Annotated in this window: 23 protein-coding genes; 11 read left to right on the top strand and 12 right to left on the bottom strand. The window is 39.3% G+C overall.

Features of this window, described 5'->3' with window-relative positions; genetic code table 11:
* Positions 1–136: 136 nt before the first annotated feature.
* The 8 genes from DACSA_RS17685 to DACSA_RS17720 all read right to left on the bottom strand — a co-directional run bounded on the left by DACSA_RS17685 (position 137) and on the right by DACSA_RS17720 (position 8,310).
* Positions 137–1,519 (bottom strand): SGNH/GDSL hydrolase family protein, encoded by a 1,383-nt coding sequence (locus DACSA_RS17685; RefSeq protein ID WP_015231052.1) that lies wholly within the window; start codon positions 1,517–1,519, stop codon positions 137–139.
* 14 nt (positions 1,520–1,533) lie between these two features.
* Complete coding sequence (locus DACSA_RS17690) at positions 1,534–2,277, bottom strand: DUF3153 domain-containing protein (RefSeq protein ID WP_015231053.1); 744 nt, start codon at positions 2,275–2,277, stop codon at positions 1,534–1,536.
* A gap of 9 nt (positions 2,278–2,286) precedes the next feature.
* Positions 2,287–2,565: a hypothetical protein gene (locus tag DACSA_RS21820; protein ID WP_041235578.1), complete on the bottom strand. Its 279-nt coding sequence runs from the start codon at positions 2,563–2,565 to the stop codon at positions 2,287–2,289.
* A gap of 176 nt (positions 2,566–2,741) precedes the next feature.
* The gene (locus DACSA_RS21825; protein ID WP_015231055.1) at positions 2,742–2,966 is read right to left on the bottom strand and encodes a hypothetical protein; all 225 of its coding nucleotides are present in this window, start codon (positions 2,964–2,966) and stop codon (positions 2,742–2,744) included.
* A gap of 45 nt (positions 2,967–3,011) precedes the next feature.
* Positions 3,012–4,271, bottom strand: a complete 1,260-nt coding sequence (locus DACSA_RS21830; RefSeq protein WP_015231056.1) for a type I restriction-modification system subunit M — start codon at positions 4,269–4,271, stop codon at positions 3,012–3,014.
* A gap of 438 nt (positions 4,272–4,709) precedes the next feature.
* A complete protein-coding gene (gene speA / locus DACSA_RS17710) occupies positions 4,710–6,692 on the bottom strand; it encodes a biosynthetic arginine decarboxylase (protein ID WP_015231057.1) in 1,983 nt (660 codons plus the stop codon).
* Between the two features lie 938 nt (positions 6,693–7,630).
* Positions 7,631–7,804, bottom strand: a complete 174-nt coding sequence (locus tag DACSA_RS17715) for a 50S ribosomal protein L32 (RefSeq protein WP_015231058.1) — start codon at positions 7,802–7,804, stop codon at positions 7,631–7,633.
* Between the two features lie 53 nt (positions 7,805–7,857).
* Positions 7,858–8,310, bottom strand: a complete 453-nt coding sequence (locus DACSA_RS17720; RefSeq protein ID WP_015231059.1) for an NADAR family protein — start codon at positions 8,308–8,310, stop codon at positions 7,858–7,860.
* 134 nt (positions 8,311–8,444) lie between these two features.
* On the opposite strand from DACSA_RS17720, the gene DACSA_RS17725 reads away from it, so the two are divergent.
* From DACSA_RS17725 to DACSA_RS17735, 3 genes are read left to right on the top strand one after another with little or no spacing between them, the layout of a single operon-like run.
* Positions 8,445–9,032, top strand: a complete 588-nt coding sequence (locus tag DACSA_RS17725; RefSeq protein WP_015231060.1) for a PAP/fibrillin family protein — start codon at positions 8,445–8,447, stop codon at positions 9,030–9,032.
* A 14-nt stretch (positions 9,033–9,046) separates the two neighbouring features.
* The gene (locus DACSA_RS17730) at positions 9,047–9,817 is read left to right on the top strand and encodes a PD-(D/E)XK nuclease family protein (protein WP_015231061.1); all 771 of its coding nucleotides are present in this window, start codon (positions 9,047–9,049) and stop codon (positions 9,815–9,817) included.
* Positions 9,818–9,863: 46 nt separating this feature from the next.
* The gene (locus tag DACSA_RS17735) at positions 9,864–10,976 is read left to right on the top strand and encodes a metallophosphoesterase (protein ID WP_041235579.1); all 1,113 of its coding nucleotides are present in this window, start codon (positions 9,864–9,866) and stop codon (positions 10,974–10,976) included.
* Here DACSA_RS17735 and DACSA_RS17740 read toward each other — a convergent pair whose 3' ends face one another.
* Complete coding sequence (locus DACSA_RS17740) at positions 10,977–11,303, bottom strand: DUF2973 domain-containing protein (RefSeq protein ID WP_015231063.1); 327 nt, start codon at positions 11,301–11,303, stop codon at positions 10,977–10,979.
* Positions 11,304–11,401: 98 nt separating this feature from the next.
* On the bottom strand, positions 11,402–11,746 hold the full coding sequence (locus DACSA_RS17745; RefSeq protein ID WP_015231064.1) for a DUF2605 domain-containing protein: 345 nt from the start codon (positions 11,744–11,746) through the stop codon (positions 11,402–11,404).
* Between the two features lie 159 nt (positions 11,747–11,905).
* Between DACSA_RS17745 and DACSA_RS17750 the strand changes: the two genes are divergently transcribed.
* From DACSA_RS17750 to DACSA_RS17780, 7 genes are all read left to right on the top strand, one after another.
* The gene (locus DACSA_RS17750) at positions 11,906–13,444 is read left to right on the top strand and encodes a sodium:solute symporter (RefSeq protein ID WP_015231065.1); all 1,539 of its coding nucleotides are present in this window, start codon (positions 11,906–11,908) and stop codon (positions 13,442–13,444) included.
* A 90-nt stretch (positions 13,445–13,534) separates the two neighbouring features.
* Positions 13,535–13,906 (top strand): hypothetical protein, encoded by a 372-nt coding sequence (locus DACSA_RS17755; RefSeq protein ID WP_015231066.1) that lies wholly within the window; start codon positions 13,535–13,537, stop codon positions 13,904–13,906.
* Positions 13,907–13,913: 7 nt separating this feature from the next.
* The gene (locus DACSA_RS17760) at positions 13,914–15,650 is read left to right on the top strand and encodes a hypothetical protein (RefSeq protein WP_015231067.1); all 1,737 of its coding nucleotides are present in this window, start codon (positions 13,914–13,916) and stop codon (positions 15,648–15,650) included.
* 213 nt (positions 15,651–15,863) lie between these two features.
* Complete coding sequence (ffh, locus tag DACSA_RS17765) at positions 15,864–17,318, top strand: signal recognition particle protein (RefSeq protein ID WP_015231068.1); 1,455 nt, start codon at positions 15,864–15,866, stop codon at positions 17,316–17,318.
* A 28-nt stretch (positions 17,319–17,346) separates the two neighbouring features.
* Positions 17,347–17,565 carry a hypothetical protein gene (locus DACSA_RS17770; RefSeq protein WP_015231069.1) on the top strand — a complete coding sequence of 73 codons (219 nt, stop codon included), beginning with the start codon at positions 17,347–17,349 and terminating at the stop codon, positions 17,563–17,565.
* Entirely contained in the window at positions 17,562–17,801 is a 240-nt protein-coding gene (locus DACSA_RS17775) for a type II toxin-antitoxin system HicA family toxin (protein WP_015231070.1), read from the top strand. Before DACSA_RS17770 ends, DACSA_RS17775 begins: the two co-directional genes overlap by 4 nt.
* Before the next feature lie 9 nt (positions 17,802–17,810).
* Positions 17,811–18,242, top strand: coding sequence for an NUDIX hydrolase (locus DACSA_RS17780; RefSeq protein WP_015231071.1), 432 nt, complete (start codon positions 17,811–17,813; stop codon positions 18,240–18,242).
* Positions 18,243–18,279: 37 nt separating this feature from the next.
* Here DACSA_RS17780 and DACSA_RS17785 read toward each other — a convergent pair whose 3' ends face one another.
* Positions 18,280–18,615 carry an EamA family transporter gene (locus DACSA_RS17785; RefSeq protein ID WP_015231072.1) on the bottom strand — a complete coding sequence of 112 codons (336 nt, stop codon included), beginning with the start codon at positions 18,613–18,615 and terminating at the stop codon, positions 18,280–18,282.
* A 171-nt stretch (positions 18,616–18,786) separates the two neighbouring features.
* Positions 18,787–19,719, bottom strand: coding sequence for a glycosyltransferase family 2 protein (locus tag DACSA_RS17790; RefSeq protein WP_015231073.1), 933 nt, complete (start codon positions 19,717–19,719; stop codon positions 18,787–18,789).
* Between the two features lie 21 nt (positions 19,720–19,740).
* Here DACSA_RS17790 and DACSA_RS17795 point away from each other — a divergent pair, with 21 nt between their 5' ends.
* On the top strand, positions 19,741–21,333 hold the full coding sequence (locus DACSA_RS17795) for a DUF6798 domain-containing protein (protein ID WP_015231074.1): 1,593 nt from the start codon (positions 19,741–19,743) through the stop codon (positions 21,331–21,333).

Raw genomic sequence — 21,333 nt, forward strand, 5'->3', positions numbered from 1 at the left:
AGCGAAACCCAACATCTATTCGTTATATCGATCAAATCCGACTCCCGACTCCCAATTCCCGACTCCCAAACCATACCGACATAAGTCGATCAGTAGGGTTTGCCTTGCCCACCCTACTACTTTTTCCTGCTGTACCCTAAGTGCTAGGTTCTCTGGGAGTGATTTGTAGTTTTGGCATATTGACGATTTCTTCATAGAGACGTTGGGCGGCGATCGAGTTGGCTTCGGAAGTGAGGTGAATGGGATCAGTAAAAGCCTGATTAGAGAAATCAGAATAAATGGGATAAAGATTCACGCTATTGACGTTGTTAGGAAAAGTTTGTTGAAGTTGGGCGTTGGCTTTTCTCAGTTCCGTGTAGGCGTTTTGCACTTCTTGGATATAATCAGTTCCCAGTTCATTGATAATTTCTTGTTCCTGTCGAGGAAGATTCTCTAAATCGCGTCCAGTAATTTCAGGTTGAACGGCGCTAATGAGGGGAACACCCGCACCGGCGGCAAGACGTACCATTTGAATGCTATTTTGGCGATACCGTTCCACTCGTTCTACTAATTCGCTGGGTTGTTGGGGAAGATAATTGGCTAAAGGTTCGCTGGGATTTTGATCAAGAACAAGGGTGCTTTGGGTAGTGGGAATGGGAGGAGTTTCCATCCATGCAGTAGCAATTTGGACTAAATCGCTTTTTTGCGCCCAATTGTTGAGGGGTTTACGCAAATAATCGCGAAAATGTTGAGGGGCATCACTGAGATAAGTGTCAATGAGGGGGAGATCGGCGAAGGATTGTTCGCTATTCAACATTAAGTCTTTGTAACCGCCGATGACGATAATTAAATCAGGATCATAGGGGAGAATTTCAAGGGCGAGTTGGGCGAGTTGATTGCCAGAAGCGTAACCTGGAATGGCGGCGTTGATGACTTGATAGTTTCCTTCTCGCAAACGAGGGATTTTTTGTAGGAGTCGCACGCGATCGGATTGGAAGTAGGGAAGAACTTCTGGCTGATATTGATTGGGTTGGTTGCGCTGTTGGGCGACTCGATCGTTGAGGAGAGGTTCAAGTTTAGCGGCGATCGTGCTTTGATTGCTATCGGTGCGATAACCAAACGCACTTGATCCACCCATGATAAAAACACGAATTTCATCACTAGGCTTATTTTGAGGGATCGAAACTTCTTCTCTTAATCCTTGTTCGTTAATGCGCCAAAATTGACTTTCTTGGTTCGGAACTAATTGATATCCTAAAACGGGGTTTCGTTCAATTTTTAATTTTCCCCCTTCGGGTAAGCCCTGAATGGGTTTGTTATTGGTCAAAAACTCTAATTGATAGGCTTGAGAGAGAGGGGAGTTATCTTGTTCACTGGCTAAACGGGGCGGTTTTCCTGTAAAACTAAAAAAGAGCCGAGCGGATACTTCTAAAATAATCAATAATAAGGGAAAGGAAAGAAGAATCCACAGGGGAGATAAACCTTTCTTGGGCTTTTTCTTACCAGTACGGAGTTTTTGACGAGAAGGGGATTTAAACATACTGAAACCATAAATTAGGAATCTGATTGGGCACAAGGGGAGTGAGGATATTTGAATCGCAAACCGATATAAACTATAGCAACGATCGCGCTTGCACCCCAACCCAATGGTTCGACTGACCAGAAGACGACTGCTATTTCATTGTTTTCTCCTGGTTGTAAATACCATATCGTTTCTTTGTCCATTTGTTTCAGGAAAGATTGATCCGTTGAGTCGGGAGTAATGATTTTGGGATTTTGAGGCGTTTTCAGACGAAATTTTAAGTCTAAGAGAGAATTTGTACCAGTTATCTGAGAGTTTTTGCTTTTAATTGTCCCTAATGCGGTTAAATCAACGTTAAGTTTAAGTTGAGTGCGCTGAAAGAGTAGAAAGTTTTTCTGTTGGGTGGTTAGTTGTGATTTCAGTCGCACTAATTCGCTAGGGGGTTGGGTGTTGGTGTTGGGATTAAAAAATTGATTAAACTTGGTTTCTAACTGTTGGATGTTGGCGAAGGGAATGGTTAATTGTACAGATTGCGGAGAGAGTCGTTTGGTTTCTCCTCCGAGTTGTTTCGATCGATTTTGCAAACTTCCTAACCAGTCTTCAATATCGGCTTGACTAAAGCTAGTTAATTGTTCTCCTAGTTCAATCTGTTGAATGATTTTCCCTCGATGTAAGCCAGTAATATCAATTCCCACATCATAATTAACGCAACTGGTGAGAAGAAAAGGGATAATAAGGAGAAAGAAGCGTTTCCAAAAAAAGTTAATCATATTCATGGGTTTTCACTAAGCAAATCGATCTTCGGTATAGGCTTTAATCGGTTTAGGTTTGACGTTATCCCAAGGATAGCGAGGTTGGAGTTGATTGAGGGGAAAGCTAGAAAGTCTTTGTTCAATGTGAGTTTTTTCCTGATCACTTAATCCAAACCATTCATAAACAGTGTGATCAATTTTATCCAACACGGCGAAAAAGTCGGCTTCCACTTGCTGCAAGTGAAGCGAACGCTGTTGATATTCTGCCATGAGTTGGGGATAATTTTGAGGGATGAGAAGTTTTTGGATCACTTTTCTGGAAATACTGCTGTTTTCTTCCGCGTTGAGGGTGAGAAGTTTATAAACTAATGTGGCGAGATCAGCGTCAGCAACTTCTAAATAAAAGGAGTCAGTTTCGATGCGATTCCCATTGAGAGTTAAATGTTGCGGGGTGACTGCTTCAGGAGTCCATTGAGAAAAGTTTAATCCTAAAGCGCGATCGGAAAACTATTTAAGTTATGAACGTGAATCAACGGGGGTTGATTTTTCGGTTGATAACGCAAAAAAGCCCAAGTTAGTTGAAAGTGACTAATAAAGGCGGCGAAGGGATTTAAATCAAAGCCCCAAACGGTCTGTTTTAAGTCTTCTAAAACTTCGTTCTGATCTAATCCGCGTTGTTTTGCATCTTCTAAACAACGATGAACATAACGCACTAAAAATGAACCACTCCCACAAGCTGGATCAATTATTCTTCCAGGTTAGTGACTGAATACAGTTTGATCTAGTAACCAATTAACGATCGAGGCTGGGGTATAAAATTCTCCTAATTGTTTCCGTTTTGCTGGGGGTAAAAATGATTGATAAATATCTCCTAAAATTTCTTCTGATAATCCTGAAAAGTCATAAGCATTCAACCGCAAAATTAACCTTTGTAAGGGCGGATTAATGTTTTCATGGGTTTGATATAGCCAATCAAATAGATTTCTGGCAAAGGGTTCTTGATAAATTTTTCCTAAGTCTTCTCCCACTAAACGCACTAAGGCGCTGGCATCTCCTGTTAAATTCTCGACAAATTCTGCCCAATCTTTTAAGCCGCCATTGGATAAACGCCGTTTTTTTACTAGGTTTAAGTCTTCTAATAATCTTAAGAATAAAACTCGCGCAATTAAAACCGCAACTGAATCAGAAATAAAGGCTTCTTGAATCTTTTTTTTGGCTTGTTGATTGCTGTTTGTGTTGACTTCTCGACCATATTGTTCTTCAAATGTGGGGAGAATTTCATCGAAGATCGATCGCGCGAGTTGAAACTCATTTTTTAGTTTAATTAAAGCCCGTCTTTGGGATTCTCCAGTTCCCACTAAGTTTCGTTTGATTTCTGCTTCTTGTTGATGATAGTCTTGATATTGAGCAAAGAGGAGTTTTAACGCTCGATCGCTACTTTCATTTAACTCCGCAAAGCTCGATCGTAAATCTTTCTTCAACTGTTCTAAGGTGGTGTTATCATCGAGTTTGAGATAACTATAAGCAATTTCTCCTGTTAAAAATATCTCCCATTGTCGAGAGTGTTTCGCTTGTCGATGGGATAAAAAATAAAGGGTTTCTCTGAGATGATCAAGGTTAGTTGCTGATAAATCGATCGGCGCTTCTAACCCTTCTATCGTTTCTCCTGTTGGTAAAATGACCCACAAGTAGTTAGCGGTGAGAAAAACTAAATAACGAGTTAATCCTTCGACATATTTTCGTTTTTCTGTCCAAAGTGTTTCCCGTCCAGTTTCTGTGGTCAAATAACGATCATCTTTTTTTAAGTCTCCTACTACCCAAGGAATTTTTTCATCAGTAAGAAATTTAAAGTCTGGATACCCTCCTCCCGCTTTATCTTCTGTGACGACTTGATCTTTAGGATAGTCTAATAAATTGACCCAAAAATCTCTTACGTCGGGATTATGCGATCGTTCTGGTCGTTCCCAATTTAAACTCAACCATCTTTTTAAGGGATTTTTTTGTTGATTTGGTTTCATCTGAGATTTATCAATTGAGTAAACTGTATATTAGGCATACGTTTTTTATAAATTATTTTGCCCCCTAACCCCTAACTATATATTAGGCGTACGTTTTTTATAAATTATTTTGCCCCCTAACCCCTAACTATATATTAGGCATACGTTTTTTATAAATTATTTTGCCCCCTAACCCCTAACTATATATTAGGCGTACGTTTTTTATAAATTATTTTGCCCCCTAACCCCTAACTATATATTAGGCGTACGTTTTTTATAAATTATTTTGCCCCCTAACCCCAACTATATATTAGGCGTACATTCTTTATAAATTATTTTGCCCCCTAACCCCAACTATATATTAGGCGTACATTCTTTATAAATTATTTTGCCCCCTAACCCCCAAGTTTGGGGGAATCAAGTGTAACACCACTTTTTGAAAATGGTATTAAGTCAATTTTAAGGCTCTTGATTAAGATAAGTGTAATTGCTTAAACTCCGTTCATAATTCTGTAATAAGCGACGAGATTCTGGAAGAGAAATTAATTTTCTTTCTAATGCTTGTTCGGTGTGACGGCGGAGATTTTCTAATAATTCTTCTGCGGAATACTGGGTTTGTGCTAAAACTTCTGTAATGGTATCCCCGCGCACAAATTGTTCAATTTGATATCCTTTGGGATGAGTTTGAATATGGACGACGTTAGTATCCCCAAACAGGTTGTGTAAGTTTCCCATAATTTCTTGATACGCACCGACTAGAAACATTCCTAAATAATAGGGTTGTTTTTTTTCGAGAGGATGCAATTCTAAAAAGTCTTTCGGTTGTTGTCCTTTGGGGTTGATAAATTGACTAATTTTTCCGTCACTATCACAGGTTAAGTCAGCTAAAATACCACGTTTACTGGGTTGTTCATTGAGGCGGTGAATGGGCATAATGGGGAAAAGCTGCTCGATCGCCCAATGATCGGGAGCCGATTGAAAAACGGAGAGATTAATGTAATAAATTGAGGTTAAAATGTTAGCAATCTCTTTCAGTTCGTCATTGATATTTTCTTGATGTTTAATGATTTCAAATAGTTTAGCACAACAAGCCCAGTAAAGTTGTTCTGCTCTGGCTCTTTCTTGTAAACTTAAATAACTAAAGTTAAATAAACTAATCGCTTCTTGCTTAAACTGAATCGCATCGTGGTAGGGTTCTTGATAGTTATTTTCGTTGATTAGGGCGTAAGTTTCCCACAAATTTCGGATAATTAAATGTTCTTCTGCTTCAATAACGGGAGGCGGTGTGAGTGGGGGTTCATTACTTCCTAAAACGTCAAAAATTAAGACTCCTTGATGCGAGGCGATCGCGCGACCGCTTTCACTAACAATTGTGGGAACATTAATCTCTGCTTGGTCACAAGCCTCTTTAATTTCGGCAACAATATCGTTAGCATAGTTCTGCATATTGTAGTTTTTCGAGGCGTTATTTTTATTGGTTTTTGATCCATCATAATCAACGGCTAACCCGCCACCAACATCGAGATAGTTTAAGTTACTACCGATGGCGGTTAATTCGACATAAATTTGGGCGGCTTCTCTAATTGCTTCTTTGATAACGCTAATGGAAGAAACTTGCGATCCAATATGAAAATGAAGGAGTTGTAAACTGTCTAATTGGTGATAAGATTTGAGAGTTTCTACTGCTTGTAATATTTGCCAGATGGTTAAGCCAAATTTTGCTCGATCGCCCGTGGATGTTCCCCATCTTCCTGTTCCTTTAGTGCTTAATTTTGCTCGCACGCCAATCACGGGTTTAATCCCTAATTCGCTACTAATTTCTTGAATAATTTGTAGTTCTTCTAGTTGTTCAACGACTAAAATGGTTTGATATCCTAATCGTCGAGATAATAAAGCGGTTTCGATGTATTCGCGATCTTTGTATCCGTTACAAATTAAAAGGGATTCTTCTTCTTCCTGTTTGCTAATTTGGATGGGATTTAAACTAGCTAAAGCGATCATCAATTCCGGTTTCGATCCCACTTCTAATCCTAATTGATGGGGTTTCCCATGTTTAACTAATGCTTCTACTAAATGGCGATGTTGATTACATTTGATGGGAAAAACACCGCGATAAGTTCCTGGATAATTATAACGGGAAATGGCGCGATCGAAGCAAGCATATAAACGCTCTATGCGATCGGCTAAAATCTCTGGAAAACGGATTAAAACGGGGAGTCCAATGTTGCGTTTCCTCAATGCTTCTACTAATTCATATAAGTCTAATGATGTTCCTCGATCGCCTTGTGGGGAAACGGTAATATGTCCGGCGCGATTAATGGAAAAATAGGGATCACCCCACCCTTCAATTTGATAGGTTTGTTCGCTATCTTCGATCGTCCATTTTTCGGGTGTAGAAGCTGCCAGATGATCCGTATTTACTGAGGAAAACAACTGAGACATAAGAATTAAGATAATGTTTTTTTAATGATTAACGATTCTTATTTTAGAAGAAAAATTCTGTGTGAAAGCTATTTATTGTTAGGCAAAAGGCAAGAGGCAAAAGGCAAGTTGCCTTAGGCAAAAGGCAAAAGGCAAAAGGCAAGAGGGTTGATTGAGCGGTAGGAGGGGAAGGTTTTGATGCAAGGTGCGTGACGATTGAACAATCAATGAAATTGCATTTTTACCTGAACTTAATCTCCTCAAATCCCTATTTGGTAAAACTTGCAGCTTCCCAACAGCAAACCCTAACTTAAATAAAATTTTTCAGGTCAGATGTTTGTCCACCCAGTGAAGCAAAACTTTGGACTCCCAAGCGAAACCCTGAAAAAAATTTTTTTGAACTGCTTTTTACTTTTTAAAAGTTTGATTCGGAGTAGGAAGATTTCGCTTTCTGTTCGTTTCTTATTATAGCACACCTTCTTTCGAGAGGACAAGTCATTGAGAAGCTCGATCGAATCTTTGAGCGATGGGGAGTGGGACTTCTGAGGAAACGTCTCTAAGAGGTGAGTTTTTACAAAGAGCGTGTGGAACGCTTCCGTGACACTCACTCCAACGGTTTTTCCTTCCTTATATTCCCTAGCATGGCAACGCGATTAGGGTTAAACCCAATCCCTTCCGAGGTTCAGCTTGATTCTGGAAAGATTGTTAATAAAATTTTTCAGGCTGAATGTTTGTCCACCCAGTAAAGCAAAACTCTGGACTCCCAAGCGAAACCCTGAGAAAAAATTTTTTGAACTGCTTTTTACTTTTGAAAAGTTTTTATTCGGAGTAGGAAGATTTCGCTTTCTGTTCACTTCCTATTCTAGCACACCTTCTTTTGAGAAGACAAGTCATTGAGAAGCTCGATCGAATTGGTTGGGATCGAGGTGAAGCGTGTTTCACCTCGACAAAGATCACGATTATTCTTCGTCGTCTTCATCCTCGTTTTCAGGATAGACGAAGGTAGAACGACCACTCAACACTGATTTTCCGAGAGAGAGTGCTTTTTGCGCTTCAAAGGAGGCTTTTCTTTTCCAGAGTGATTTGTGGGTGCGCTTTTTTGCTTTTGAGCGTTTTTTCTTGGGAACTGCCATAATAGAATCAGTAAGAACGAATTATATTTTTACAACCTTTCTATTATAGTTGATCAGGTGGCTTGCTGTCGGATGTAACTACGGACACGCATGAGCATTTTACCAAGTTGGTTTTGTCCGCTACCGTCTTTCCCACATCCCCAATAATAATCTTTGGGGGAGTTTTCAATTAACGATTCCTCTCCTGTCTCTAGTAAAACCCTTTGAATGTCGGGGTGAGTTAAAAATTTAGTTAATACCGCCGTCCACATCACTTCCTGTTTAGCGGTGTTCCAGTCCACACGAATTGTGCGAGCGCGATCGCGTCCAATGCTTGCGGCTTGTTCGGGGGTTTCTGCTTGGCGAATCACTTCCATTAAGGGTTGATCAGGTGTTCCTAACAATTTATGTGCTTGATAATAATGTTCAACAGTTTGCCATGGGATGCGATTAATGGTGATCGGATGAGGAGAAAAGTTAGAAAAGCAACCATAGGGTTGATCGGCTTTATAAAAATAAATCGCCATAGGATCAAGAGGAGAGAGGAAGAGAAAAAAAATCGACTTTTACTCGCTCTCCATTGTTAATTGTCTGTTGTGAATTGTCAAGATGAGAACTTGGTACAATTAGGGGGATTACTATTAGTAGGAAGGAGAAGAGAATGAGTAAAAAGACGCAGTTATTAAATCAACTCGCGGGAAAAAATAGAGGATTATTAGCGAGTGAAGGAGACAAGGTAAATATTTTAAGTGCGATCGCGGAATTGGAAGCAGAAAATCGGACACCGAATCCGATCGAACGAACGGAATTACTAGGAGGAAATTGGCGACTTCTTTATACAACCAGTAAAGATTTACTCAGCTTTGATCGATTTCCAATTTTACAAACGGGACAAATTTATCAATGTATAATTCCCGAAAAAAGTAAAGTTTATAATCTCGCAGAAGTGGTGGGAATTCCGTTTCTAGAAGTGATTGTTTCGGTGGTTGCAGAATTTACGCCTGTATCAGAAAAACGAGTCAATGTTAACTTTAAGCGATCGATTGTGGGGTTACAAAAACTCCTGGGATACAAAAGTCCTGATGCTTATATTGAAGAAGTGGAGAAGGGGAAGAAATTTCCGCCGTTAGATTTTCCGATCGAGCGTAATTCTGATCAAAAAGCATGGTTAGAAATCACTTATCTAGATGAAGACTTAAGAATTTCCAGAGGAAATCGAGGCAGTGTTTTTGTTTTAAGCAAAGTGTAGAGAGAGAAGAAACAATGACAGAATCAATTTGGCAATTATCGCAAACTCACCTAAATTTATTATCAACTTGTCCGCGAAAGTTCCAATATACTTATTTAGAAAAATTCACGTCTCCCTGTATCGCACAACCGCAGAGTCACTTAACATTAGGAAATCGGTTTCATCGGTTAATGCAACAAAGAGAATTAGGGCTATCGATCGAGGGAATTTTAGCAGCAGATGAACCGCTAAAACAGTCCTTTGAGGCTTTAGCAAAAGTCGCGCCGAATGTGGTGTATGGAGAAGCGAACACTTGGCGAGATGCGGAACATCGACGCATTCTCCGTCAAGGAAAATTCTTATTTACTGGCATTTATGACTTGTTAATTCTCAAGGAATCGGAAGCGGAAATTATTGATTGGAAAACCTATCCTAAACCCGCGAATCAAGAGGCGATCGAAACCAATTGGCAAACCCGTTTATATTTGTATTTATTAACCGAAACGTCCAATTATGTTCCTGAACAAATTAAATTTACCTACTGGTTCATCAAAGTTCCCCAAACACCAAAGGCGGTGACATTCCAATATAATCAAACCAAACATGAAACAACAAAAAAAGAGTTAAGCGAACTTCTCAAGCAACTGGAAACATATTATAAAAAATACCAAGAACAGAAAGAACCGTTTCCCCAAGTAGAAGAAAGTAAGGGATTTTGTGTAGAATGTCCTTTCACTCTACCTTGTGGTCGCAATTTAGAAACGGAAAAGGTTTCTCCAGAAGCAGTTGAGGAAGTTATGATTTGAACTTTGACTTATAATTAATAAATGGAATCCTACTGCGCGATTAATGATGAACTATAACTTCCGCTTTGGTATTGCTAGTGATCTCCATATTGCTGTCGAAGAAACAATTTTCCATCATCCGAAACGTTTTCATTTGGTGGAAGTGAGTATTCCAGGTTTCAAACAAGTCATTGAACACTTTAAAACCCTTGATCTAGACTTTCTCTTAATTCCTGGAGACTTAACCCAAGATGGTGAACCACAGAACCATGAGTGGTTATCCAATTACTTAAAAACGCTTCCGTTTCCAGTGTATGTCATTCCTGGCAACCATGATTTCCCTACTTTATCAGGAGAAAATCCAGGGAAAAATCCTGCGATTACTTATCCCCAATTCCCCAGTTATTACACTCATTGTGGTTACAATCAGACAGATAAACTTTATTACACTTGTGAGTTACATCCAGGAGTCCAATTAGTAGCGCTGAACTCAAATATTTTTGATAAAACGGGAGAACAATTGGGTTGTATGGATGAGGAACAATTACAGTGGCTAGAAGATTTGTTACCGAAAATAAGGGATCAATTTATTCTAGTAATGGTACATCATAATGTGATTGAACATTTCCCTGGACAAGCGAATCACCAGATTTCAACTCGTTATATGTTGGATAATGCGCCGCGTTTAAAACAGCTTCTAAATCAGTATGAAGTGCGTTTAGTGTTTACGGGTCATCTTCATGTTCAAGATATTGCAAGGGAGGGAAATTTGTATGAGATTACGACGGGGTCTCTGGTGAGTTATCCTCATCCTTATCGGGTGATAGAAGTGAGTGGGGAATCTCAAGGTGAGATGGAATTAAATATTCAATCCCATTGGGTGAAAGCGGTTCCAGGTTGGGAGGATTTGTTAAAGTTTTCTAGAGAATGGATGGGCGATCGAGCGGACGGTTTTATGATGAGATTATTAACGAAACCGCCGTTAAATATCCCCCCAGAAGAAGCCGAGAAATACGTTCCCGACTTGCGTTATTTTTGGGCGACGATCGCGCAGGGAGATGCTGAGTTTTCCTTTCCGAACTTTCCCCCAGGAGTGAGAGAATTTTTTGAAAAATTCAGCGAGGAAGAGAAATTAAAAAGGGAAAAAATCAGCGATAATCACACTTGTTTAAAGTTGTAATTAATCTTGATCTTCCTCTTGATTATTATTAGGAGAACTGTTATAAAGTGCGTCTAATTTTTCTCTTGCATCATCAACATTCACGGAGCGCATAACTAAAAGGGGTTCATTAACGGGTCTTCCCTGTTCGTCTAACAATTCAGGATGGGGAGGATTTTGAGAAGAAGCGTAACGACCGCCATTAAAATTATTTCGGTTGCGTTGGGAGTTCCAAGTATTGCGAGTTCTTTGGGTTTCGGTTCCGATATTAATGAGACTGCGAATTAAGTTACTGACAGCGAAAAAAGCAATAACGGTAAAAGCGATGATGTATAGGAGGTGTAACATGACTTTCCTTAAAATGTACTGACGTTGTTGTGGAAACTTGATGGAGTAAATCTAACTTTAATTAACAGCGTGCTAATTATTTTCTAATATCCTCTATTCTAACCTGTTTCATTAATCCCCTGATCGGATGACGGTTGTTGCTGTTGTCGATTTTCCATTGCGACGCGCCAGCATTCCGTAACTAATTGATGCCAAGGGGCGATGGTGGACATTTCCACTCCCACATTGCCATCGGTGGCTTTAAATAAACTCTGGGTTGCGGTCACTTCTTCTTGAGCGGTTTTAACACGCTGTAATAAGTCCGCTTGTTCTTGAGGAGACAAGACAGTTACGGTTTTATATTCTAATAAGTTACGGGAGCGAGAAAACCAATACTGGAAGTCATCGAGCAATGGTTCTAAAACTGCTTTTAACAACTTTTGCTGTTCTGATTGAGAAGTCATAGGGTCAGGTTAAAGTTTTAAGTCTGATACTTGTATCTATTTTAACTTTCTTTACAAAAATTCATATCTAACGCAAGAGGGGGGATGAGCGTTTCCATATTTCCTAGAAATCGAACAAGGTTGTAGTCTAATAGGGTGCGCCAAGAAGGGAGAAGTTTTATGAGTTTAATTGATTGGGCGATCGTTAGCTTTTACGGAATAATTGTGATTACGATCGGGTTTTTAGCGAGTCAGAAACCGAGTAATACCAATGAGTATTTTCGAGGGGGTCGCCAATTACCTTGGTGGGCAATTGGGTTTTCAATTATTGCGACTTCTTTTTCGGCTGCGTCGCTTCTGGGGGGGCCAGGACAAGGTTATGGACATGGTTTTCTCTATTTACAACTACAGTTAGGAGATTTAATTGGCTATGGGTTGGTCATTGCGCTATTTTTGCCGTTTTTCGTGAATCTAAATTTAACCACTGCTTACGAATATCTAGAGAAACGCTTTGATGGGAAAACACGCTCTCTGGGTTCGTTGTGCTTTTTATTATTCGTAATTGCTCGTTTGGGGGCTTTACTCTATGGGGCTTCCTTGGTGGTTTCAACGGTGACGGGGATGCCTCTTTATTTAACGATCGTCTTGGTGGGTTTATTCTCTATTCTCTACACGGTAACGGGTGGGATTACGGCGGTAGTTTGGACGGATGTGTTGCAGTTTGGGATGATTTTTGTGGGGTTGGGGGCGGGAATTTGGACGGCTGTTTCTCAGGTTGATGGGGGGTTTGGTCAGTTATGGGCGACGGCGGGGGAGGCGGGAAAGTTAACGGTTTTTAATCTGTCTTGGCAGCCTGATTCCATCTATTCTTTGCCAACGGCGTTGTTTGCTTATGGTGTTTTATCTTTTGCTGTGGCGGGTACAAATCAGCAATCAGTACAAAGATATGTTTCTTGTTCGGATGTACCGTCGGCGCGTAAGGCGATTTTTGTGGGCTGGTTTATGGGGTTTGTGGGGGTGGCGGCGACGCTTTTCTTGGGTGTAATTTTGTTTGCGTTTTATCGTCTTAATTCTGGACTTCCTGATGATGTGATGGGGGATCAGATTTTACCCTTTTTTATTCTTAATCAAGTGCCGCCTGTGGCTTCTGGGTTTTTGGTGGCGGCGATTTTTGCGGCGGCGATGTCTTCGATCGATTCGGCTTTACATTCTTTGGCGACTTGTATGACGGTGGATTTTTACGATCGCTATTTTCTCAGAGAGGAAGCTGAGGGAAAGTCTTTAAAGATGGCGAAGTTGTTGATTGTGGTGTGGGGGATTCTCGGCATTTTGTCGGCGTTTTATGTGGCTTCAACGGGGGAGGATTTATTGCCGTTTCTGGTTACTTATACGACGGTTTTTTTGGGGCCGTTGTTGGGGATTTTCTTGATGGGGGTTCTGTTTCCTCGGGTTAATGCTAATGGTGCGTTTTATGGAACGGTGATCACGGTGATGTTGATGATTGTGGCTTCGGAAGCAGGATGGGTCAGTTTTCCAGGGATTTGGCGATCGGCAATTACCGCCCCAATTGGAGTGATTATCGGTTATTTGATTTCTCTTTTTGGTGAGATACCAGGTGCTCGATCGATACAGGGGTTAACGCTATGGACTCAGATTGGACAAGGAAATCGGTTGCTCGATCGTCCTGGTTTAGAAGAGGAGGAGGATTCGGCTGAATGAGAACTAAGCGCGATCGCGATTCTGGATAATTTTTGTTAAAATTCTTGAAGCAATGCGAATAGATATTACTTTTAAATACCTTTTTTAATTATGCTTGAGATGCTCCCCCCGATTAACATTGATCCGACGACTGTTGCTGGTGCTACGCTTTGGGCATTTGCTCTCTATCTTAGTCTTTCTTCGGTGCGAGAATGGTTGATGACACAGTTGATGCGTTGGTTCAATTTTGCAGAGCGATCGATGTATCTTTCGGTACAAGAGTTTGAACGCACCCGTGAGGCGAGAGAATCCCAAAATGCGTTTTACGCTTCAATCTTTAGTATTTTCCCTTTTCTAGGTTTAGGTATTTTGTGCAACTATGGTGTAGAGATTAGTTTAGGGCGTAGTTGGGCAATTAGCGTGGGAATTTTGGCTTGTATGGCATTTGGGGTATATGAGTTGGGACGACAATCGCAGGAATAATTAATCGGTGTTTACTAAGGTTGATGTTTGTTATCGTTGGTTGCATCATTTTTTCACAGCGCGATCGTTCACTTATTTTTGGTTTGCGCTCAGTTTAACAGTTGTTTTAATTTATAGTTTACTGGGTTTACAAGAAGCATTTATCAGTGATTACTTTGTGCAAGATGATGCTCGTCAGCACGTTTTTTGGATGCGTCGTTTTCTTGATCCGAGTTTATTTCCTAATGATTTAATTGCTAATTATTTTCAAACAGTTGCACCTTGGGGATATCGTTTTGTTTATTGGCTTCCAGCACAATTGGGAATTGATCCATTACTTTTAAATAAGTTTATTCCAGTCTTTCTTAACTTACTAACAGCATTTTTTTGTTTTAGTGTTGTTTTAGAAATCCTTCCGATTCCTTTTGCTGCCTTTAGTGGAACGATTTTACTGGCTCAAAGTTTGGGCTTACTTTCTCAAGCTATTGTATCAGGAACAGCGCGATCATTTCTTTATCCTTTATTTCTAGCATTTATTTTATTCTTGCTACAAAAGCGTTTATTTTCTCTTCTCGCAACGATCGCGCTACAAGGATTATTTTATCCGCAATTATTACTAATTACATCAGTGACACTTTTTATAGATTTATTTACTATAAAACGAGGAAAACTAAAGTTAACATCAGAGCAAAAAAATCGCTACATTAGCATTTTAGGATTAATCGTTGCGACAATTGTCATTCTTCCTTTCGCCCTCAATAGTAACGAGTTTTCTCCTGTTATTACTCGTGAACAAGCGATGCAACTTCCTGAATTTTTCCCTCAAGGACGTTCAGAATTTTTTCAAGATGATGATGGGAGTTTTTCTTGGTGGAAGGGACGTTCTGGATTAGGTTTAGCGAGCGCTTTAACACCAGTAACAAATATCTTAGCTTTTTTTATTCCCTTTTTGATGTTATTTCCCCGCGCTTTTCCCTTCACTCAAAAACTGAGTCGAAACCTAATTCTATTTCCCCAAATCCTTCTCGCATCAGGAGTAATGTTTACCGCGTCTCATCTCCTATTATTTAAACTTCATATTCCTAGTCGTTATACTGAACATAGTTTTAGAATCATATTTAGTGTTACGGCGGGTTTAGTTATTGTTATTTTAATTGATGCTGCTTTTAAGTTTAGTCAAAAATCAAACTTTGATTCCTTGCTTAAAAAATTAATTCCTCTGGTCACTATCTTAGTGTTAGGAATCCCTTTATTGGGTTATCCCTTATTACAAGATGGGTTTCCCACCACTGGTTATAAAAAGGGAAATGCACCGGCGCTTTATGAATTTCTTAAACAACAACAGCACGATATTGTTGTCGCATCCTTGAGTTTAGAAGGGGATTATATTCCTACTTTTGCCCAACGTTCGATCTTAGTTAGCCCTGAATACGCGATTCCTTATCATTGGGGGTACTATCAACAGTTTCGTCAGCGCACTTTAGATTTAATTACAGCGCAATATAGTTCCGATTTTGATGTGGTTTCTCAATTCATTGATCAATATCAGATTAAGTTTTGGTTATTGGATCGATCGAGCTTTACTCCTGAGTATTTAAGTAATAATAACTGGTTACAACAGTACCAACCAGCGACAAAAAATGCACAGCTAAAGTTAGAACAGGGAATAGTTCCTTTGTTAGAAACAAGGAGAGAGAATTGCGCTGTTTTTGAAAATGACAAGTTAGTGTTATTATCTAGTTCTTGTATTATCTCCGCCAATTAGTGCGTAGGTTGGGTGAAGCGAAGCGAAACCCAACACCAATTCTAAGCAATTACCTGAACCTAAATATAACCCCCATTTGGGGTGAAATAGAAGGAGAAGATAGTAATGAACTAAGAATCGACTTACTGATCTATTCAAGTTTCTTGAAGACGCTACATTAGAAGAGACCTTATAATTATAAATTCCGAGTCAAGATATTTATCAATCTATTCTATGTTTGACGCACTATCAGAAAGTCTAGAATCCGCATGGAAAAAACTTCGTGGTCAAGATAAAATCACCAGTAGTAACATCAAACCCGCCCTACAAGAAATTCGGCGTTCTCTCCTCTCCGCAGACGTAAACCTACAAGTGGTTAAAACCTTTATTGCGGATGTGGAAAAAGCCGCTCAAGGTGCGGATGTGATCTCAGGAGTCCGTCCCGACCAACAATTCATCAAAATTGTCAACGATGAACTGGTGAAGGTGATGGGAGAAAGTAATGTTCCCCTCGCCCAAGCAGAAACGCCACCAACAATTATTCTGATGGCGGGATTACAAGGAACAGGAAAAACTACCGCCACAGCCAAACTTGCGTTACATCTGCGAAAACAAAATCGTAGTGCTTTGATGGTGGGAACAGACGTTTATCGTCCTGCTGCTATTGACCAGTTAAAAACATTAGGAGAACAAATTGATGTTCCCGTGTTTGAAATGGGGACAGAAGCTAACCCCGTTGAGGTGGCAAAACAAGGGGTAGAAAAAGCGAAAACTGATGGAATAGACACGGTTATCATCGACACCGCCGGGCGCTTACAAATTGACCAAAATATGATGGGAGAATTAATTGCTGTGAAAAAGGCAATTTCTCCCCATGAGGTTTTATTGGTTGTGGATGCGATGACGGGACAGGAGGCCGCCAGCTTGACAGATACTTTCCATCAACAAGTGGGGGTTACGGGTGCGATTTTAACGAAACTTGATGGCGACACTCGCGGTGGGGCCGCGTTATCAGTGCGTCAAGTGTCTGGACAACCGATTAAATTCATTGGTGTTGGGGAAAAAGTCGAAGCGCTACAGCCGTTTTATCCCGAACGCATGGCATCTCGTATCTTGGGGATGGGAGATGTGGTTTCTCTGGTGGAAAAAGCCCAAGAGGAAATTGACATGGCGGATGCGGAAGCCATGCAGGCGAAAATGTTGGAAGCGCGATTTGATTTTAATGACTTCTTAAAACAGATGCGCTTACTCAAAAATATGGGATCATTTGGCAGCATAATGAAAATGATTCCAGGGATGAATAAACTCAGTGGGTCAGATATTGAGAAGGGAGAAACTCAACTGAAACGCACGGAAGCGATGATCAATTCGATGACGAAACAAGAAAGAGAAGAACCGGAATTGTTAGCTAAATCTCCAGGTCGTCGTCGTCGGGTCGGAAAAGGGTCAGGACATCAAGAAAAAGATGTTTCTAAATTGGTGGAAGACTTTAGAAAAATGCGTTCCATGATGCAACAAATGGGACAAGGAGAGATGGGAATGCCTGGAATGGGTGGACTCGGTGGAATGTTCGGTGGTGGCGGTGGCAACCCGATGGGAGGTCAACCGCAGCCTGGTTTTCGTCAAGCGGCGGGTAGTGGGAAGAAAAAGAAGAAGAAGAAGAAAAAGAAAGGTTTTGGCGATCTTTAATTCTGAAAAAAAGGAGAATGATTTTTCAATGCGTCAATCAACAGAAATTGTCTTTCTTGTGGAAGATGATCCCGATGGGGGTTATACTGCGAGTGCTTTAAATCAGTCGATTTTTACTGAGGCGGATGATTTGCAAAGTTTAAAAGTAATGATTAAAGATGCAGTTAGCTGTCATTTTGAAGAATCAGAAACTCGTCCTAAACTTATTCGTTTACATATTGTTCGGGATGAGGTTTTTGCGTTGTGAAACTTCCCAGAAACTTGTCTAGTTATGATTTAATTAGAAGTTTATCTCGTTTGGGATATCAGGTAACTCGCCAAACGGGTAGTCATATTCGTTTAAAGACTGAAGAAAATGGCGAGCATCATTTGACGATTCCGGCTCATAATCCGATTAAAATAGGAACACTGAATAATATATTAAAGAGTGTAGCTGAACATTTTGATATCAGTCGAGATGAGTTGTTAAGGAAGTTATTTTAGTTAATTGTTATGCACAACCCTAATGAAATTCGATTTTTGGTACTTGGTTTAATTAAAGATAATCAGAATCGTGTGTTTCTCTCGGAAGGATATGATACGACAAAGCAGGAGTATTTTTACCGCGCTTTAGGAGGAGGCGTTGAGTTTGGAGAAATGAGTTTAGATGCCCTCAAACGGGAGTTTAAAGAGGAGTTAGATGCTGAGATTACTAACATTAAATATGTCAGTTGTTTAGAGAGTATTTTCTCTTTTAATGGTCAGCCTGGACATGAGGTAATTCAACTCTATGAATGTGATTTTGTTGACCCCAAGTTTTATGAACTAGAAGCAGTGACGTTTAATGAGGGAAAAAGAAAAAAAGTTGCCCGTTGGGTTGATTTAGACAAGTGTTCCTCTGGAGAGTTAAAGGTTGTTCCAGAATTATTTAGAGAGTATCTTTAGAAAGATAATTCTTAATTGTGTAGGGGAGCCATTTCCCCTAAAATTTATTTAAGATGATAATGCCACTGATAATTAAGCTCAGTGCTAAAAGTTGATTGATTCCGAAGGGTTCATTCCAGATTAAATGGGCTAAGTATGCAACGACAACATAACTGATGGAAACACTGGGAAAAGCAACGGAAAGAGGAATTTTTTTGAGTGCAAAAATGTAAAATAGCGCCGAGAGAAAGTAGAGAAATAATCCTCCGATGAGTTTTGGATCAAGGAAAAATAAGATTCCAGTGTTGCTTTTTAACGCACCAGATTTTAAAAGCAGTTGACCAAAAATCCCTCCCGTGATCGAGATTCCTAAAGCTAGATAGTGATAGAACATTTCTCCTTTAATTAAATTTTATTGATGTTGATTTCGCTATTTTTCAGTTCAACCATATTTGAGATATACTATTTTTGAAAAGTCAAGTTACAGTAATAAAATCTGAATTGACGGTAGGGTTTGCCTTGCAAACCCTACAAAATGTAACATCTACTTTTTAAATTGGTATTATTATTGATCGATGCCAATTTTTTGGCTGATAATAAATAAAGGGCGGGCTTTTACTTCATCAAAAATTCGTCCAATATATTCTCCTAGTATTCCGATCGAAATTAGTTGAACTCCTCCTAAAAATAAAATGGCGATAATAATGGAGGTATAACCTGGTAATTGTTCTCTCACAGTGGGATCAAGTATCCAAGCAAATAAGTAATAAATTGCTACTAAAAAAGACAGAAGAGAAACGATGATTCCAAGAGAGGTAAAAACTTGGAGGGGACGATATGAAAAGTTGATTAAACCATCAAAAGCTAAACGAATTAGTTTCCTAAAGGTATATTTAGCTTCGCCAGCTAAACGAGCATTTCTTTCATAAGGAATCCCAATTTGTTTGTAACCGATCCAAGCTCTTAATCCTCGTACAAAACGATTTCTTTCTGGTAAGGAATTAAGATGATCAACAATGGTTCGATCGAGCAAACAAAAATCGCCAGAATCTAGAGGAATTTTAACAGAAGACATCCAATTAAGCAAGCGATAAAAACTGTAGTAAGCTAGTTTTTTGTACCAGGCTTCTTTTCTTTTTTTACGAATTGCGTACACGACTTGATAACCTTGTTGCCATTGTTCTAAAAAATTGATAATTTGTTCAGGAGGGTCTTGCAAATCCCCATCCATCACCACTATAATTTCCCCTGTGCTGTATTTTAAACCAGCACTAACGGCGGTTTGATGTCCAAAATTACGAGAAAAAGAAATTGCTTTTACCCGATCGTCTTTTTGATTTAATTTCTGGATAATTTCTAAACTGTAATCGCTGCTTCCATCATCAATAAAAATGACCTCATAATCTTGATTCCAGCCCGCAGAAGCCACTTTAATTCGTTCATAGAGAATCTCTAAAATTCCTTGTTCGTTATAAATGGGAATGACCAAACTAATCATAATCAATTCAATCCTAAAATAATGAGATTATTAGCTCGTAAAATTGACTATAAATTCCTACAAGCGGTTTTAATTACAACTCTCTTTATAGCATTGGGATTTATCTTAGAAGAAAACATGGGGCGAGTCAATGAAGTTGATATCCTCACTTTTTCTCGACAACAGATTAATCCTCAATGGTTACAAGAGGACTGGTATTATAATCTTCCTGCGGGGTATCGCACTCCTTTTGTCCTTATTTTTGGTTCATTAGCAACTCAATTTGGCTTATTATTTACGTCAATTGTTGGTCGTTTTTTCGGTTATTTTCTCTTAGCGATCGGTTTAACTTTTTTAGCAAAACAAATTCAATCAACTTTGCTGACTCTTCTCCTAGGAATGACACTTTTCTTATATGTAAAAAATGACCAGGGATTGGTAGCAGGTGAATGGTTAACTCGTGGAATTGAACCGAAAGTAATTGCTTATAGTTTTCTATTCATTGGTTTCGGGTTTCTCTTAAAACGTTTTTATATCTGGATGGCTTTATTTCTCGGTTTAGCTACCACTTTTCATATTTTAGTGGGAGGATGGTCAGTTTTAGCAGTCATCGTTTTTTTATTATTGCGCGATCGAAGTTCATTCGCAGAATTTCCTAATAATGTCTGCATGGGATTAGCTTATTTCTTGGCAACGTTACCCGCGATTCCTCATATTATTAAACAACTGACTTTAGATGTTCCTAATACCATTGATGTTTCTCCCTCATTCATTTATGTCTATTTGCGAAACCCTCATCATCTTAATCCTTTATCTTGGTCTAATGATTGGTGGTGGGAACTCTTAATTTATCTGCCGATATTTTCTCTGGTTTTAGTTTTTATGTCTCGCCAAAGAAAAAGGCTTTCTTCTCAACATTTTGACTTAGCTATTTTAGCAGGAACATTAATGATTCCTTTTTGGCTTGGATTGATCGTTTCTCCTTTTGATCAAGAAGGAAAATTTTTACAATATTATCCTTTTCGAGTGGGAGATGTTCTGTTTCCTTTAATCACTTCTTTTTTGTTAATTTCAGCGTTAGAAAAAGGCAGTAAAGGAATCGCCAAAAAAATTTTTATTTTTCTCGGTATTGCTGTTTTAACTGTTACTTGTGTCATTCAAGGTCAAGATTTTTACGAAACTTTTATCGAGCTAAAAAACTTCCCCAGTAATCCACAATCAGTTAATCAAGAATGGAAGGAAATGTGTTATTGGATTAAAGAAAACACGCCTAAAGATAGTGTTTTCATCTCTCATCCTGTTGATGGAGTTAGTTTTAGTTGGTTAAGTGAACGGGGGACGATCGCGAAATATAAATTGATGCCTCCGAGTAGTCTTCCTGTTTTAGAATGGTATCAACGTTTAAATGATTTAAGTGGAGATATTAATCCTTGGCAAACTCAAGGTAAAAGAAATCTCAATAAAGATGATTTTGCAACCGCAATGAGTGAAGGTTATCAGGGCTTAACCACAAAACAAGTTGATACTTTAATGGTCAAATACAAAGCCAATTATGCGGTAACAAATGCTCAACATAAACTGAATTTCCCCATTATTCACAAAAACTCCCGTTATCTTCTTTACCAGAAAAAATAA

This window comes from Dactylococcopsis salina PCC 8305, from assembly GCF_000317615.1.
GTDB lineage: Bacteria > Cyanobacteriota > Cyanobacteriia > Cyanobacteriales > Rubidibacteraceae > Halothece > Halothece salina.

Excerpts from the sequence above, each read along its gene's own strand:
- DACSA_RS17685 (WP_015231052.1), bottom strand. The coding sequence starts at position 1,519 with ATGTTTAAATCCCCTTCTCGTCAAAAACTCCGTACTGGTAAGAAAAAG.
- DACSA_RS17690 (WP_015231053.1), bottom strand. The coding sequence starts at position 2,277 with ATGAATATGATTAACTTTTTTTGGAAACGCTTCTTTCTCCTTATTATC.
- DACSA_RS21830 (WP_015231056.1), bottom strand. The coding sequence starts at position 4,271 with ATGAAACCAAATCAACAAAAAAATCCCTTAAAAAGATGGTTGAGTTTA.
- speA (WP_015231057.1), bottom strand. The coding sequence starts at position 6,692 with ATGTCTCAGTTGTTTTCCTCAGTAAATACGGATCATCTGGCAGCTTCT.
- DACSA_RS17715 (WP_015231058.1), bottom strand. The coding sequence starts at position 7,804 with ATGGCAGTTCCCAAGAAAAAACGCTCAAAAGCAAAAAAGCGCACCCAC.
- DACSA_RS17720 (WP_015231059.1), bottom strand. The coding sequence starts at position 8,310 with ATGGCGATTTATTTTTATAAAGCCGATCAACCCTATGGTTGCTTTTCT.
- DACSA_RS17725 (WP_015231060.1), top strand. The coding sequence starts at position 8,445 with ATGAGTAAAAAGACGCAGTTATTAAATCAACTCGCGGGAAAAAATAGA.
- DACSA_RS17730 (WP_015231061.1), top strand. The coding sequence starts at position 9,047 with ATGACAGAATCAATTTGGCAATTATCGCAAACTCACCTAAATTTATTA.
- DACSA_RS17735 (WP_041235579.1), top strand. The coding sequence starts at position 9,864 with ATGAACTATAACTTCCGCTTTGGTATTGCTAGTGATCTCCATATTGCT.
- DACSA_RS17740 (WP_015231063.1), bottom strand. The coding sequence starts at position 11,303 with ATGTTACACCTCCTATACATCATCGCTTTTACCGTTATTGCTTTTTTC.
- DACSA_RS17745 (WP_015231064.1), bottom strand. The coding sequence starts at position 11,746 with ATGACTTCTCAATCAGAACAGCAAAAGTTGTTAAAAGCAGTTTTAGAA.
- DACSA_RS17750 (WP_015231065.1), top strand. The coding sequence starts at position 11,906 with ATGAGTTTAATTGATTGGGCGATCGTTAGCTTTTACGGAATAATTGTG.
- DACSA_RS17755 (WP_015231066.1), top strand. The coding sequence starts at position 13,535 with ATGCTTGAGATGCTCCCCCCGATTAACATTGATCCGACGACTGTTGCT.
- ffh (WP_015231068.1), top strand. The coding sequence starts at position 15,864 with ATGTTTGACGCACTATCAGAAAGTCTAGAATCCGCATGGAAAAAACTT.
- DACSA_RS17770 (WP_015231069.1), top strand. The coding sequence starts at position 17,347 with ATGCGTCAATCAACAGAAATTGTCTTTCTTGTGGAAGATGATCCCGAT.
- DACSA_RS17780 (WP_015231071.1), top strand. The coding sequence starts at position 17,811 with ATGCACAACCCTAATGAAATTCGATTTTTGGTACTTGGTTTAATTAAA.
- DACSA_RS17785 (WP_015231072.1), bottom strand. The coding sequence starts at position 18,615 with ATGTTCTATCACTATCTAGCTTTAGGAATCTCGATCACGGGAGGGATT.
- DACSA_RS17790 (WP_015231073.1), bottom strand. The coding sequence starts at position 19,719 with ATGATTAGTTTGGTCATTCCCATTTATAACGAACAAGGAATTTTAGAG.
- DACSA_RS17795 (WP_015231074.1), top strand. The coding sequence starts at position 19,741 with ATGAGATTATTAGCTCGTAAAATTGACTATAAATTCCTACAAGCGGTT.